The sequence below is a fragment of the Kitasatospora sp. NPDC002227 genome, from assembly GCF_040296285.1.
GTDB lineage: Bacteria > Actinomycetota > Actinomycetes > Streptomycetales > Streptomycetaceae > Kitasatospora.
In genome coordinates this window covers 170,646-185,039 of sequence record NZ_JBEOWY010000001.1, presented here as the reverse complement: position 1 = coordinate 185,039, position 14,394 = coordinate 170,646, and the positions used below count along the sequence as shown (strand labels likewise).

The following is a 14,394-nucleotide window of genomic DNA, read 5'->3' as shown; positions in this document are numbered from 1 at the left end:
GCGGCTCGGGAGTGATCACGAAGGGCTACCCCCAAGCAAATGATTGGGGGTAGTGTGACGGCTCCACGAATCGAACGGGGGATGGGTGTGAACTGGCACCTCGTCAAGGTGTTGCGGGAGCGCAACACGGGGCTCTACCTGGGTGGGGTGGTGGTCTCCGGCTTCGGGGACTCCGCGATGGCCCTGGCCGCCGGGATCTGGATCAAGGCGGTGACCGGCTCGGACAGCCTGGCCGCGCTGGCCGGGTTCTGCGTCTGGCTGCCCACGCTCGCCGGGCCGGTGGTCGGCACCTTCGCCGACCGGGTGCGGCGCCAGCCGCTGCTGGTCGGCGTCAACCTGGCGCTGGCCGTCGTGCTGCTCGCCCCGGCCGTGGCACCGGAGCCGGCCGTGCTGTGGGTGCTGCTCGGGGTGCTCACCGTGGTCGGGGTGGGGACGGTGCTGACCGACAGCGCCGAGACGGCGCTGGTCACCGCCGCCGTCCGCGAGGAGTTGCGCGGCGACTTCAACGGGCTGGTCCGCACCGCGATGGAGAGCTCCAAACTGGTCGCGCCGCTGGCGGGTGCCGGGCTGTACACCGCCTTCGGCGGCCCGGCGGTGGCCGCGCTGGACGCCGCCAGCTTCGTGCTCGCCGCCCTCGCCTTCCGGCTGATCCGGGTGCAGGAGGCCCCGCCGGAGCGCGCCGGGCGGCCGGACTGGCGGGCCGAGACGGCCGAGGGTGCCCGCTACCTGTGGCGGCACCCGGTGCTGCGGCCGCTGGTGCTCACGGCCGCGACGGCGATGGTGGCCTCCGGCCTGAGCAGCACCGCCACGTTTGCTCTGCTCGACCACGGCCTGCACCGGGCGGCGGCCTTCGCGGGCGTGCTGACGGCGCTGCAGGGGGTCGGCTCGATGGCCGGCGGCGTGGTGGCGGGCGCGCTGCTGCGGCGGATGCCGGAGCGGGTCTTCGTCGCGGTGGGGGTGGCGCTGTTCGCGCTCGGGGTGCTGGCCAGGGCCACCCCGTACCTGCCGGTGGTGCTGGCCGGGAGCCTGGCGGTCGGGATCGGGCTGCCCTGGCCGATCATCGCCGCGTTCACCGCCGTGCAGCGCGAGACCCCGGGCGGGCTGCTCGGCCGGGTGGCCGGCACGGCCGGGACGCTGGTCTTCGCCCCGACCGGGCTCGCGATGCTGCTGGGCACCGGGCTGGTGGCGACGATGGACTACCGCGTCCAGACGGTACTGGCCGGAGCCCTCGCGCTGGCCGCCGCGGGTCTGCTGGCCCGGCGGCGGGCGGCCGAGACGCAGGCCGCCTGACCGCGGGTCAGGCAGTGGCGCCGCGGGGGCCGGGTTCGGGGACCAGGCCGTGGGAGACGAGCCAGGGGGCAGTGGCGGCTGGAGAGGTCCGTCCCGGTAAGGGCTGGTCAGTTCGGCCTGGGCCGGCGGGCGTCCACCTCGATCTCGATCCGCATCCTGGGGTCGGCCAGCCCGCACACCATCATGGTGGCCGCCGGGCGGACGTCGCCGAAGTACCGGCGCAGCACGGGCCAGCACGGCTCGAAGTCCGCGCGCTCCGGCAGCAGGTAGCGCACCCGTACGACGTCGCCGAAGCCGCACCCCGCCTCCGCCAGGGCCGCGCCGATGTTGCGCAGGCACTGCTCGGCCTGGGCCACGACGCCCTCGGCGATCGTCATGGTCGCGTAGTCGAAGCCGGTGGTGCCGGACACGTACACCTGGTCGCCGTCCACCACCGCGCGGGCGTAGCCGATCTGCTCCTCGAAGGTGGAACCGCTGAGGATCGCTTGCCGCTCTGTCGCTGTCATGCGGGGAACGCTAGGCGGGCCTGCGGCGATACGTCCAATACGGCTTCGGGTACCAGCTGATATCTCCACGGGTATGGACGGCCCGGTCAGTCGGGCCATTCCTCGCAGTACTCGATGTGGAGCTGGCGGGCGGTGGGGGCGAGGGTGCCGTCGGTGCCGTGGAACTCCGTGCAGAAGTGCGAGGAGCTCGGGTGGGCGGCGGCGTGGCCGGGGCCGTCCTGGGCGAGGTCGAGGAAGTGGCGGGCGGTCTCCCGGAAGAGCTTCGCGCTGCCGGTCATGAAGAGCGTTTCGGCGTGCAGGTGCTGGTGGAACACATCGCGGTTCTCGCGGTGGTGGCGGGCCTCGAAGTCGATGGAGTCGACGGCGGGTGGGGCTTGGAGCGTGACGGTCCTCGGCCGGCCCGGGCCGAGGCGGGCGCGGAGCTCCTTCCAGCGGGCCGGGGCGAACTGGAGGGTGTGGTGGAGCAGCAGCAGGTCCAGCGGGCGGCCGTCGGCCGCCGACAGGGTCGCCGAGGGTAGCCGGTTGGTCCGCATCGGCAGGTGGATCAGTGCCCGGGGGGAGGTGGCGGCGAGGGCCCAGAGGGCACCGATGCACCGGGCGGCGTCCTGGTCGAGGTAGCAGTCCAGGTACCGGTCGTGGTCGAGGAGCGCGGCGTGGCGCAGTGGCCGGGCCGGGCGGATGACCTTGAACTCCGACGCGCCGAGGCGGGCCTGATGGATGGTGACGGGCAGTTTCAACGGGCTGTTCCGGTTACAGGTCGGTGGCCAGGTGGTGTCCGAGTGTGGCATGGTCGGCGCCGCTCCCCGGCGTGGTTTTCCGCCGGGGAGGGCCGCACGGGTGAACGGGGAGCAGGGCATGGCGACGGGGACGACACTCAACCTCTGGCGTGAGCAGCTGGGGGAGGTGCCCGAGGAGGTCTGGAGCCGCGCCGGGCTCCAGGTGCTGATCCTGGCGGACAACGGGCTGGCCCGGCTCTCCGACCGGATCGGGCGGCTGACGGAGCTGGTCACCCTCGACCTCGGGCACAACCGGCTCACCGAGCTGCCGGAGGCGCTGGGCGGGCTGGCCGGGCTCAGCGGGTGTCTGTACCTGCACGACAACCGCCTGGCTGAGCTGCCCGAGTCCTTGGGCGGGCTGACGCGGCTGCGGTACCTGAACGTCGGCGAGAACCCGCTGACCGCGCTGCCCGAAAGCATCGGCCGCCTCGGCGAGCTGGTCGAGCTGCGGGCCCAGTACGGCAGGCTGCGCGAGCTGCCGGCCGGGATCGGGGGCCTGCGGAAGCTGCGGGAGCTGTGGCTGCGCGGCAACCGGTTGAGCGGCCTGCCGTCCGCCTTCGGCGAGTTGGCGCAGCTGCGGCAGCTGGAGCTGCGGGAGAACGCGCTCACCGCGATCCCGGAGGTGCTGGCCCGCCTGCCGCTGCTGCGCCAGCTGGACCTGCGGAGCAACGGCATCACCGAGGTGCCCGACTGGGTGGCGCGGATGCCCGCGCTGGAGAAGCTCGACCTGCGGTGGAACCCGTGCGAGCCCTCCCGGCGGCTGCTCGCGGAGCTCGAGGCACGCGGGTGTGTCGTCCTGCGGTGAGGCGGGCGCGGAAAACCGGTCGACCGCGAACCGGGCCGGCCCTACGCTGACCGCCATGGGAACAGGGAAGACCTCCTACGTCTGTCTGCCCTGCCGGGCCTCCTACAAGCAGGGCTTCATGGGAGGCCAGGAGCGGCGCTGCCCGCGCTGCGCCGGCGGGCTGATCCACGTCGGATCCGCCTTCGCCGCGCCGCGGCGGCGGGACACCGCCGCCTGGCGGACGCTGTCCGTGCTGCTGAACGCGGGCATCCGCTTCCACACGGGCTGCTGCTGCGGGCCGGGCTACCGCCCGCGCACCCTCGGCGAGGTGCGCGAGCGGATGGCGTACGCGCGCCGGACGGGCGTGCCGTTCGAGCGGGCCCTGGTGAGCCCCGAGGTGCCGTAGGGTCAGCCCTCCAGACGCTCCAGGATGCGTTCCATGCCGCTGGTCCAGTTGTCGCGCAGGGCCAGGACGGCGGCCGGGACGCCCTCGGTGAGCAGGCATTCGGCGATGCGTTCGTGCTCGGCGGCGGTGCGCTCCAGGACGTCCTGGTCGCCGACTACCAGGCGTTCGTAGCGGTGCATGGTGAGCTTGAGGGAGGTGATCAAGTCCATCAGGCGCTCGTTGCGGCAGCCGGAGAGCAGCAGGTCGTGCCAGGCGTCGTCGTAACGCTCTATCACGTCGTACGGGGCCTGCTCGGCGCTGAAGGCGCGGGCCTCGGCGAGCAGCCGGGGGGCGATGGCGCGCAGGTGGGCGGGGTCGGAGAGCTCCAGGGCGAGGGACTCCATGGCGGCCACGATGGTGGTGAGGTCACGGAACTCCTGGGCGCTCAGCAACGCGAAGCGGAAGCCCTTGCCACGCTCGCTGGTGATGATGCCCTCGCGTTCGAGGGAGATCATCGCCTCGCGCAAGGGCGTGCGGCTGACGCCGAGCTCGGCCGCCAGGTGCACTTCGTTGATCGGCTCACCGGCGGTGAACTCGCCTCTGGCCAGGCGCTCCAGGAGTTCGTCCTTGACCTGCTCGCGCAGGGGACGCCGCTCGATCGGCATGGTGCTGCTCCCTCTCCCTCAAAAGCCGCGCCCAGTATCGCTCAGGCGGTGCCGGCGCCGTCCACCGCGATCACGGCGCCGCTGACGAAGGCGGCCGCGTCGCTGGCGAGGAAGGCCACCGTGCGGGCGATGTCCAGTGGTTGGCCGATCCGGCCGAGCGGGCGGTCGGCGGCATCGGTGTAGAAGGCGGCCACGCTCTCGCCGAGCTGGCGGGCCTCCTCGGCCAGCATGCCGGTCGCGGTGTCGCCGGGGCAGACGCAGTTGACCCGGATGTTGTCCGGACCGTGGTCGATGGCCATCGCCCTGGTCAGGTTGACCACCGCGCCCTTGGAGGCACAGTAGGAGGCGGCGCGGGCGCCGCCCTTGATGCCCCAGCCGGAGCCGGTGTTGACGATGCTGCCGCCGCCTTGCGCGGCCATCAGCGGGATGACCAGGCCGCTGAGCACCATGATCGAGCGGACGTTGACGGCCATCACCAAGTCCCAGTCCTCGTCGGTGATCTCGCAGACCGTCGAGCGGCGGATGATGCCCGCGTTGTTGAACAGCACGTCCACCCCGCCGTGCAGCTCGACGGCGGCGGCCACCAGCCGGGCGCAGTCCTCGCGGCGGGAGACGTCGCAGAGCACGAAGGTGGCGCCGAGCTCCTTCGCGGCCTGCTCGCCCCGGTCGGTGTCCACATCGGCGAGCACCACGGCGGCGCCGAGCTCGGCGAACAGCTCGGCGGTGGCGCGGCCGATGCCGGAGGCGGCGCCGGTGACGATGGCACGGCGGCCGGAGAGGTCGATCACGGTAGCTCCAGAGGGGTTCAGTAGGCGGGGTAGAGGGCGCGGCGGCGGAAGCCGGTGATCACCTGGTGGTGGCCGGAGAGTTCGGCGTCCAGTGCCGGGTCGCCGGTGTCGAGGTGCAGCGGGCGTCCGCGCAGGGCGGCGAGCTTGGCCTCGGTGGCGAGCACCAGCAGCCGGGACCGCCCGGCCGAACGCAGCACGGCGGGCGAGAGCTGCTGGTTGCCCCGGCCGAGCAGGAAGCCCTGCCCGCCGGTGGGGGAGAGGGCCAGCCACGCGGAGCGGCCGGCCAGCCGGTCGAGGAGCTCGCGCTCCCCGAGGTCGGTGGCGAGGGGCTGCAGGCCCGCGCCCTCGCGGCGGAGCAGATCCACCCCGAGCAGGGTGGTCTCGGCGCCGAGCGCGGCGGCCACCTGGTGGGTGGTCGAGCCCGGACCGAGCACGAGCAGCTCGCCGGGCGGCAGGAAGGTGCGCAGCTCGGCGGCGATCCCGCCGAGGGCGGCCGGGTCGGGCGTGGTGGCGCCGGTCTTGCGCTGCTGGATGCGCAGCGGCAGCTCGGGCACCGGGAGGTGGCCGTGCAAGCGGGCGCCGAGGCGGCCCCGGCGCAGCGCCTCCTCGTCCAGGTCGACCACCTCGCGCGGGTGGACGGGCAGCCCGGAGCTGAGGTGGGCCGCCGCCGTCTCCCCGGCCGCGCGCGGATGGACGGCGAAGACCGCCGAGTGCATCTTCACCCCGGTGGGCACGCCGATCACCGGGCAGCCGGGCTCGGCCGCGAGTACGTCGCGGGCGGTGCCGTCGCCGCCGGCGAACAGCAGCAGCCGCACGCCCGCCCGGCGCAGGGCGCGGACGGTGGCGGTGGTGTCCCAGGCCGAGGTGCGGCGGCCGGGCCGGTGCACCAGCTGCGGACGGAACCCGGCGACCAGCGCCGCCTCGGCGCCCATCGGGCCGTCGGCGGTGAGCAGCCGCAGCTCCTCCGGGTGCCGGGCGGCCAGCTCGGCCAGGGCGAGCGCGGCCCGCTCCCCGGCCCGGGGCACCGCCCCGAGCCGGTGGGCCCGCCGCTGGGTGGTCTCACCGTCGCTCCCCTTGAGCCCGACCGCGCCGCCGACCCCGGCGACGGGGTTGACGACGAGACCGACCAGAGCCGTCATACCTGCTCGCCAAGGATCTTGCGGCGATAGGCCCGCCAGGTGACGGCCCAGCGGTCGGGGTCGTCCAGGGTCTCGTGCCGGACGCGGTGCACGGCGGCGCGGTGCGGCGCGGTGCGGACGGTCTCCGGCTCCTCGTAGGCCTCACGGGAGATCTCGGCGAGGACGGCCGCGTACTCGTCCAGATCCGCGCGGGAGTAGGACTCGGTGGGCTCCAACGTCATCGGCTCCGGCACCACGTACGGGTGGTGGCTGGTCCAGTAGTGGGTGCCGAAGTCGGCGGCGCGGTAGCCGATCTCCTCGCTGTGCACCCCGGTGTCGGCCGCCAGCTGCTCCCAGCTGTAGCGGACCTGCTCCAGCCGGGGCCGCCCGGCGGCGTACGGGACTGACACGCCGCGGATCCGACTCACCTGGTGCATCAGGTAGTTGTTGTTCAGCACGGCAGTCTCGGCGGCGGTGCGCAGGCCCTCGGCGCCGAGCGACATGATCCAGGCGTAGGCGCGGACCAGGTTCGGCACCACGCCGTAGAAGGGGCGGATCTTGCCGATCGACTCGGGCCGGTCGTCGTCGAGGAAGTACCGCTCGCCGTCGAACCCGACAACGGGGCGCGGGAGGTAAGGGGCGAGCGCCTCGGTGACGGCGCAGGCTCCGGCGGCCGGGCCGCCGCAGGCGTGCGGGGTGGAGAAGGTCTTGTGCAGGTTGAAGTGGCACAGGTCGAAGCCGGCCTCGCGGGCCCGGGTGATGCCGAGGATGCCGTTGGCGTTGGCCTGGTCGTAGGCGGCCAGCCCGCCCGCCTCATGGACCAGCGCCACGAACTCGGCGATCCGGGGGTTGTAGATCCCGGTGTCCTCGGGATTGGTGATCAGCAGCGCGGCGGTGCGCGGGCCGACGGCGGCGCGCAGCGCCGCCAGCGAGGGGTAGCCGTCCGCGTCCGGGTGCAGGGTGATCACGCGGAAGCCCGCCGTCGCCGCGCAGGCGGCGTTGGAGGGGTGGGAGAAGACGGTGGTGATGATCTCGTCTCGCTGCGCCGCCTCGCCCCGGGCGGCGAAGTAGGCCCGGATCATCGCGACGTTGGTCCAGATGGCGGCCGAGCCGGCTCCGGGCTGCAGGCTCACCTGGTCCATCCCGGAAATCTCGGCGATCATCCGCTGGAGCCGGTGGATCAGCTCGAGGACGCCCTGGACGGTGGACTCGTCCTGCAGGGGGTGCAGCGCCGCCACGGCGGGGTCGCGGACGAAGGTGTCGTTGACCTTGGGGCTGTACTTCATGGTGCAGGTGCCCTGGCCGACGTCGATGTTGAGATCCACACCCAGGTTCTCCTGGGAGAGGCGCAAGTAGTGGCGCAGTACGTGGAGTTGGGAGAGTTCGGGCAGGCCGGGAGGTTCGGCGCGGCGCAGTGCGGCGGGCAGTGCGGCGAGCGGGTCGCCGACCGACATCTCCGGGTCGGGCAGCGGCACCAGGACGCCGCGCGAGCCGGGGGTGTGCAGGTCGAAGATCGCGGGCTCGTCCCAGCGGGCCTGCTGGAAGCGGCGCAGCGCGGGCTTCGGAGCGATCAGTCCCTCGGTCACTTGGCGATCTCCTGCAAGGTCTCGGCGAGGTGGTCGATGTCGGCCTTGGTGTGCGTCTCGGTGACGCAGTAGAGCGCGTCGGTGGCGTTCAGCGGCCTACCGCCGAAGATGCCCCGGGCGAGGAGTTCGCGGCCCACCTCGGCGGCGCCGAGCGAGCCGGTGAAGCGCAGGCAGAAGTCCGCGAAGTGCACCGAACCGGCGTACGGGGCTTCGACGTTCGCCACCTCGCCGAGGCGGCGAACCGCGTAGGCGGTGGTGGCGGCCACGTTCTCGCCCAGCTCGCGCATCCCGGCCGGGCCCATCAGTGCGAGGTGGACGCCGGCGGCGATGCCGTGCAGCGCGGCCGCGGTGCCGACCCACTCCTTGCCCTCCTCGCGGACGGCGAAGGAGGTCCGCCCGTAGGCGACGTCGCCGAAGCCGAGCTCGCCGGGCACCTCGGTGGGGACCAGGCCGAACAGGCGGGAGGGGTACTCGGCGACCAGGCGCTCCTCGTCGCGGCTGCCGATGAAGCCGGCGTGGCTGCCGCCGAAACTCATCGGCAGGCCGAGCGGTTGGAGGTCCCCGCAGGTGAGGTCGGCGCCGTAGGTGCTGGGAGGGCTGAGCACGCCGAGGCTCGCCGGGTTGCAGCCGACCACGTAGAGGGCGCCCACCGCATGGGCCAGCTCGGCGAGTTCGGGCAGGGCGGGGTCGACGATGCCCAGGTAGGAGGGCGCGTCGGCGTACAGGGCGGCGGTGTCGGTGGTGAGCGCGGCCCGGACGGCGCCGAGGTCGGCCCGGCCGGTGGCGGGGTCGACGGGCAGCACGGTGAGCCGGTGGTCCGGGCGCAGGTAGTCGGCGAGCTTGGCGAGCTTGTCCGGGTCGGTCGCGGTGGCGACCACCACGTGGCGTCGGCCGGTGTACCGGGCGGCCATCCGCAGCGCGGTGGCGGCGGCCTGGAAGCCGTCGTACGTGGGCACGTTGACGATGTCGGCGGCCAGCAGCTCGGCCATCAGCGACTGGTACTCCCAGAGCGCCTGGAACCGGCCGTGGTCCTCGTAGGGCTCCCCGGCGTAGGCGGTGAGGAATTCGCTGCGGTTCACGATCTCGTCCACCACGGCGGGGACGTGGTGCGGGTAGCAGCCCGCACCGAGGAAGCTCAGCGCCTGCCGGGTGCTGGTATTGCGGCCGAGCAACTCCCGCATGTGCCGCACGAGTTCGGCCTCCGAGCGGAGCGGGGCCGGGAGGTCGAGCGGTCGGCCGAGCCGCAGCGCGGCCGGGATGTCCGCGTAGAAGTCCTCGACGCTCTCCGCCCCGACGGCGGCCAGCATGGCGGCCCGGACGGCCGGGACGGAGTTGGGGACGTAGGGATGAACGGATGGTCCGGTGGAGGTCATCTTCCCGCTCTCTCAAGCTTCTTGGCGCAGGACTCTTGACGGCCGAGGCCGGGATTCAGTGTGCTGTATACAGCATTCAGCATCACTTCCCCCGGAGGCAAGAGTGCTCACCGGACCCACCCGCAGATCCGTTCTCACCGCCGGACTCGCCGCAGGCGCCGGGGTGTTGGGCCTGACCGGCTGTGCCGCCGGCGGCGCCGCGAAGCCGGTGCGCAGCCTGGCGCCGAGCAGCTCGGCGCCGCCGACGGGCAGTATCACCGTCTGGTCCTGGGACGTTGCCGCGCAGGCCATGAAGCGGCTGGCGCCCGTCTTCCAGCAGCAGCACCCCGGCACCACGGTGCAGGTGGTGGACATCGGCTACGACAGCGCGTACGACAAGATCACCGTCGGCCTGCAGGCGGGCACCGGACTGCCGGACCTGCTCACCGTCGAGGGCGAGCGGCTGCCCGCCTATCTCGGCAGCTTCCCCGCCGGGTTCTACGACCTGACCGCGCTCGCCGGGCAGCACCAGAGCCGGTTCGCCCCCGCCGCCTGGACGACCGTCACCGACCCGCAGGGCAAGGTGCGGGCGCTGCCCTGGGACATCGGGCCGTGCGGGCTGTTCTACCGCACCGACCTGTTCCGCCAGGCCGGGATCGACCCGGCCACCATCCTCACCTGGGACGACTACGTCCGCGCCGGGGTGCGGTTGAGGAGCGCCACCGGGCAGAAGCTGCTGGTGCTCGACTCGGTGAAGGACTCCACCATCGGCATGCTGCTCCAGCAGCAGGGGCAGTCGCTGTTCGCGGGCGGCGGCAAGGTCGCCGTCGGCACCCCGCAGGCCGTCAAGGCGCTCACCCTGCTCAAGACCCTGGCCGACCAGGGGCTGGTGGACTACGAGAAGGGCTGGGACGGACTGGTCACCGCCACCAAGGCGGGCAAAGCCGCCACCGCGCCCACCGCCGCCTGGTGGTCCGGCACGCTCACGAGCGAAATGCCGGAGCTCAAGGGCAAGTTCGACGTGCTGCCGCTGCCCGCCTTCGAGGCCGGCGGGGTCCGCACCTCGGACGCGGGCGGCTCCACGCTGGCCGTCACCGCGCAGAGCAAGAACCCGCAACTGGCCTGGGCCTTCACCGAGTTCCTGCTGGCCGACACCGGCAACCAGATCTCGATGCTGAAGAACGAAGGCATCTTCCCCGCCTACCTGCCCGCCCTGGCGGACCCGTTCATCGACGCCCCGCAGGAGTACTACGGCGGAAAGCCCGTCTTCCGGGTCTTCGCCGACCTCGCCAAGGCCATCCCCCCGGTGGAGTACACCAAGGACGACGCCAAGGCCGGCCAGATCATGGCCACCACCGTAGCCGGCGTGCTGCTGCACGGGGACGACCCCGGCAAGGCGCTCGGCTCCGCCGCCCGGCAGATCACCGCCGCCACCGGCCGCGGCGCACTGAGCGGATGACGGCCCGCCGGACGCCCCGGGCCTGGATCTTCGCCGGACCGGCCGCCGCGCTGCTCACCGCCTTCTTCGCCTACCCGCTGGCCGCCAGCCTCTACCAGAGCTTCACCACCCAGGACGGCGGCGTCACCAGCTTCGTCGGCCTCGCCCAGTACCGGCGCCTGCTGGCCGACCCGGCCTTCCTGCACGCGCTCGCCAACACGGCTCTGGTGCTCGCGGTGCAGGTGCCGGTGATGATCGGGCTGGCGCTGGCCCTGGCCTTCCTGCTCAACCAGTCCTGGCTGCGCTTCCGGGGCACCTGGCGGGCGCTGTACTTCCTGCCCGCCGTCACCACGCTGGTCGCCTACGCCGTGGTCTTCCAGGTGCTGCTCAAGACCGACGGCGGACTGGCGAACCAGGTGCTGGGCGCGCTCGGCCTGCACCCGGTGGACTGGCTGAACGACCCGGCCTGGGCCAAGGTGGCGCTGATCGGCTCGATCACCTGGCGGTGGACGGGCTACAACGCCGTGATCCTGCTGGCCGGCCTGCAGGCGATCGGCCGCGAGCAGTACGAGGCCGCCGCCGTGGACGGCGCGGGAGCGGTGCGCACCCACCTGGCGGTGATCCTGCCGCAGCTTCGGCCGGTGCTGCTGTTCTGCGTCATCACCTCGACCATCGGCACGCTCCAACTCTTCGATGAGAACTTCGTGTTGACCAGGGGCGGCCCGGCCGACGCCACCCTGACCCCGGTGCTCTACCTCTACCGGGTCGGCTTCCAGCAGAGCGACTTCGGCTACGCCGCCGCGATCGCCTGGGCGGTGGTGCTGGTGACCGGCGTGATCTCGCTGCTGCAGTTCCGGCTGCTCGGAAGGGGGCGGGGGTGAAGCGGGCCCTGGTCACGCTGGTGCTCGCGGCGGGCGCCGCGGTGAGCCTGCTGCCGTTCTGCTGGATGGCGGTGGCCGCCACCCACGACACCGCCGAACTCTTCCGCTCCCCACCGCCGTTCCTGCCCGGCGGGCACCTGCTGCACAACATCGCCGGGCTGCAGCGCAGCGTCGGCATCGGGCGGGTGCTGCTCAACAGCCTGGGCACCGGGCTGGTCTACACGGCCGGCAGCGCACTGCTGTCCGCGATGGGCGGCTACGGGCTGGCCAAGTACCGGTTCCGCGGGCGGGGGCTGCTGCTCGGCGCGGTGCTGGCGACCATGATGATCCCGTTCCAGGTGCTGCTGGTGCCGCTGTTCCAGATGATGGCGAGCCTCGGCTGGATCGACAGCTACCAGGCGATCGTCGTGCCCTTCCTGGCGAACTCCTTCGGCATCCTGCTGATGCGCCAGGCTTTTCTGGACTTCCCGGACGAGCTGATCGAATCGGCCAGGATCGACGGCGCCGGGGACATCCGGACCTTCTACCGCGTTGTGCTGCCGTGCGTGCGCCCGCAGTTGGGCGCACTCGTCATCTTCACCTTCATGGGCCAGTGGAACAGTTTCATCTGGCCGCTCCTGATGCTCAACACCGAGGACAAGTACACCGTGCCCGTCGCACTCAACACCCTCACCGGTCTCAGCCGGGTCGACTACTCCGGCCTGATGCTCGGCTCCCTGCTCGCCACCCTCCCGCTGATCCTGCTCTTCGCGCTGTTCCAGCGGCAGTTCGTCGCCGGCCTGCTCGGCGGGGCGGTGAAGGGATGACCGACGCGACCGGCACCGTGACCCGCGTACCCGGCCTGCTCTACGGCGGGGACTACAACCCCGAGCAGTGGCCCGAGGAGGTCTGGGCCGAGGACGTCAAGCTGATGCGCGAGGCCGGGGTCACCATGGTGACGCTCGGTGTCTTCGCCTGGGCCAGGATCCAACCGGGGCCCGAGGAGTGGGACTTCGGCTGGCTGGACGGCCTGCTGGAGCAGCTGCACGCGCACGGCGTCGCCGTGGACCTGGCCACCGCCACGGCCTCCCCGCCGGCCTGGCTGGTGCGCTCCCACCCCGAGCTGCTGCCGGTGACCGCCGACGGCGTACGGCTCGAGTTCGGCTCCCGGCAGCACTACTGCCCCTCCTCGCCCGTCTACCGCGCCGCCGCCGTCCGGCTCGCCCGCGCGCTCGCCGAGCGCTACGGCAAGCACCCCGCCGTGGCTCTGTGGCACGTGCACAACGAGTACGGCGACCACGTCACCGAGTGCTTCTGTGCGGAGTCGGCGGCGCACTTCCGCCGCTGGCTGGGCGAGCGCTACGGCGGCATCGAGGCGCTCAACTCGGCCTGGGGCACCGGATTCTGGTCCCAGCACTACCGCAGCCTCGGCGAGGTCGAGCCGCCGCGCACCGCGCCCGGCCCGGTGAACCCGACCCAGGCGCTCGACTGGCGGCGGTTCTGCTCCGACGCGCTGCTCGAGTGCTACCGCGCCGAGAAGGCCGTCCTCGACGAGCTGGCCCCCGGCACACCGGTGACCACCAACTTCATGTCGATGTTCAAGGCACTGGACTACTGGGCCTGGGCCGCCGAGGAGGACGTGGTCTCCGACGACGCCTACCCGGATCCGGCGGACCCGGACGCCCATGTGCACGCCGCGATGAACTACGACCTGATGCGCTCGCTCAAGGGCGGCGCGCCCTGGCTGCTGCTCGAGCAGGCCCCCTCGGCGGTGAGCTGGCGGCCGGTCAACGTGCCCAAACGGCCCGGACTGCAGCGGCTCTGGTCGCTGCAGGCGGTGGCCCGGGGTGCGGACGCCGTCATGTACTTCCAGTGGCGGGCCTCCCGCGCCGGGGCCGAGAAGCACCACAGCGCGCTGCTACCGCACCGGGGCACCGACTCGCGCGGCTGGCGCGAGACGGTGCGCTTCGGCGCCGAGCTGCGGCGGCTGGCCCCGGTCGCGGGCGGGCGCAGTACGGCGCAGGTGGCGATCGTGCTCGACTGGGAGAACTGGTGGGCCCTCGAGCTCGAGGACCACCCCTCGGCCCGGATGCGCTGGCTCGACCTGCTGCGGCCCTGGTACGCGGCGCTGCACCGGAGCGGCACAGCGGTGGACTTCGTGCCGCCGACGGCCGAACTCGACGGCTACCGCGTGGTGTTGGCGCCGAACCTGTACCTGTTGCGGGAGCGCACCGCGCAGCGGCTGGCCGGCTACGCGGCCGGTGGCGGCCACCTGGTCTGCGGTCCGTTCAGCGGCGTGGTGGACGAGCACGACCACATCCACCTCGGCGGCTACCCCGCTCCGCTGCGCGAGACGCTGGGCGTGGTGGTGGACGAGTTCTGGCCGCTGCCCGAGGGCGCGGCCACCCGGCTGAGCCTGGCGGACGGGCGGCAGCTGAGCGCCACCCGCTGGACGGAGTGGCTGGAGCCGCACGGCGCCGAGGCGGTCGCCCGGTACGACGAGGGCCCGCTGGCCGGGCTGCCCGCCGTCACCCGGCGCGGCACCGCCTGGTACCTCGGCTGCGACCTCGGGCCGCAGGTCGCCGTGGTGCTCGGGGAGATCCTGCGGACGGCCGGGGTGACGCCCGTGCTGGCCGCGCCCGAGGGGGTGGAGGCGACCGTCCGCCGCAGCCCCGGCGGGGCCGAGCACCTCTTCCTGCTCAACCACACGGACAGGCCCATCGTGGTGACCCTGCCCGCCGAATGGACCACCGCGAACGATCTGCTCGCCCCCGACCGCGTACCCGGCCCGGCCCTCACCCTCGGCCCGCTCGACGTGGCCGTCCTGCACCGCTGACCTCGAAGGA

General features: G+C 73.0%; 14 protein-coding genes. 7 read left to right on the top strand and 7 right to left on the bottom strand.

What is annotated here, in order from left to right:
• The first annotated feature begins 81 nt into the window (after window positions 1-81).
• The gene (locus ABT095_RS00805; RefSeq protein ID WP_502884775.1) at window positions 82-1,290 is read left to right on the top strand and encodes an MFS transporter; all 1,209 of its coding nucleotides are present in this window, start codon (window positions 82-84) and stop codon (window positions 1,288-1,290) included.
• 107 nt (window positions 1,291-1,397) lie between these two features.
• On the opposite strand, the gene ABT095_RS00800 is transcribed toward ABT095_RS00805, so the two are convergent.
• Together ABT095_RS00800 and ABT095_RS00795 are read right to left on the bottom strand one after the other, a co-directional pair.
• Window positions 1,398-1,796 (bottom strand): RidA family protein, encoded by a 399-nt coding sequence (locus ABT095_RS00800; RefSeq protein WP_350527060.1) that lies wholly within the window; start codon window positions 1,794-1,796, stop codon window positions 1,398-1,400.
• Window positions 1,797-1,882: 86 nt separating this feature from the next.
• The gene (locus tag ABT095_RS00795) at window positions 1,883-2,533 is read right to left on the bottom strand and encodes a hypothetical protein (protein WP_350527059.1); all 651 of its coding nucleotides are present in this window, start codon (window positions 2,531-2,533) and stop codon (window positions 1,883-1,885) included.
• Window positions 2,534-2,651: 118 nt separating this feature from the next.
• Here ABT095_RS00795 and ABT095_RS00790 point away from each other — a divergent pair, with 118 nt between their 5' ends.
• Together ABT095_RS00790 and ABT095_RS00785 are read left to right on the top strand one after the other, a co-directional pair.
• A complete protein-coding gene (locus ABT095_RS00790) occupies window positions 2,652-3,377 on the top strand; it encodes a leucine-rich repeat domain-containing protein (protein ID WP_350527058.1) in 726 nt (241 codons plus the stop codon).
• A 55-nt stretch (window positions 3,378-3,432) separates the two neighbouring features.
• The gene (locus ABT095_RS00785; RefSeq protein ID WP_350527057.1) at window positions 3,433-3,762 is read left to right on the top strand and encodes a deoxyxylulose-5-phosphate synthase; all 330 of its coding nucleotides are present in this window, start codon (window positions 3,433-3,435) and stop codon (window positions 3,760-3,762) included.
• Window positions 3,763-3,764: 2 nt separating this feature from the next.
• Here ABT095_RS00785 and ABT095_RS00780 read toward each other — a convergent pair whose 3' ends face one another.
• The 5 genes from ABT095_RS00780 to gcvPA are packed head-to-tail and all read right to left on the bottom strand — an operon-like array spanning window position 3,765 to window position 9,271.
• Window positions 3,765-4,406: a GntR family transcriptional regulator gene (locus ABT095_RS00780; protein WP_350527056.1), complete on the bottom strand. Its 642-nt coding sequence runs from the start codon at window positions 4,404-4,406 to the stop codon at window positions 3,765-3,767.
• 41 nt (window positions 4,407-4,447) lie between these two features.
• Window positions 4,448-5,194, bottom strand: a complete 747-nt coding sequence (locus tag ABT095_RS00775) for an SDR family NAD(P)-dependent oxidoreductase (RefSeq protein WP_350527055.1) — start codon at window positions 5,192-5,194, stop codon at window positions 4,448-4,450.
• Window positions 5,195-5,211: 17 nt separating this feature from the next.
• Complete coding sequence (locus ABT095_RS00770) at window positions 5,212-6,333, bottom strand: ATP-NAD kinase family protein (protein ID WP_350527054.1); 1,122 nt, start codon at window positions 6,331-6,333, stop codon at window positions 5,212-5,214.
• The gene (gcvPB, locus tag ABT095_RS00765) at window positions 6,330-7,898 is read right to left on the bottom strand and encodes an aminomethyl-transferring glycine dehydrogenase subunit GcvPB (RefSeq protein ID WP_350527053.1); all 1,569 of its coding nucleotides are present in this window, start codon (window positions 7,896-7,898) and stop codon (window positions 6,330-6,332) included. The genes ABT095_RS00770 and gcvPB overlap by 4 nt, the downstream gene beginning before the upstream one ends.
• Window positions 7,895-9,271: an aminomethyl-transferring glycine dehydrogenase subunit GcvPA gene (gcvPA, locus tag ABT095_RS00760; protein WP_350527052.1), complete on the bottom strand. Its 1,377-nt coding sequence runs from the start codon at window positions 9,269-9,271 to the stop codon at window positions 7,895-7,897. The genes gcvPB and gcvPA overlap by 4 nt, the downstream gene beginning before the upstream one ends.
• Window positions 9,272-9,374: 103 nt before the next feature.
• On the opposite strand from gcvPA, the gene ABT095_RS00755 reads away from it, so the two are divergent.
• The 4 genes from ABT095_RS00755 to ABT095_RS00740 are packed head-to-tail and all read left to right on the top strand — an operon-like array spanning window position 9,375 to window position 14,384.
• The gene (locus ABT095_RS00755) at window positions 9,375-10,709 is read left to right on the top strand and encodes an ABC transporter substrate-binding protein (protein WP_350527051.1); all 1,335 of its coding nucleotides are present in this window, start codon (window positions 9,375-9,377) and stop codon (window positions 10,707-10,709) included.
• Window positions 10,706-11,569, top strand: coding sequence for a carbohydrate ABC transporter permease (locus ABT095_RS00750; protein WP_350527050.1), 864 nt, complete (start codon window positions 10,706-10,708; stop codon window positions 11,567-11,569). Before ABT095_RS00755 ends, ABT095_RS00750 begins: the two co-directional genes overlap by 4 nt.
• Window positions 11,566-12,375 (top strand): carbohydrate ABC transporter permease, encoded by an 810-nt coding sequence (locus ABT095_RS00745; RefSeq protein ID WP_350527049.1) that lies wholly within the window; start codon window positions 11,566-11,568, stop codon window positions 12,373-12,375. The genes ABT095_RS00750 and ABT095_RS00745 overlap by 4 nt, the downstream gene beginning before the upstream one ends.
• Entirely contained in the window at window positions 12,372-14,384 is a 2,013-nt protein-coding gene (locus ABT095_RS00740) for a beta-galactosidase (protein WP_350527048.1), read from the top strand. Before ABT095_RS00745 ends, ABT095_RS00740 begins: the two co-directional genes overlap by 4 nt.
• The last annotated feature ends 10 nt before the right edge of the window (window positions 14,385-14,394 follow it).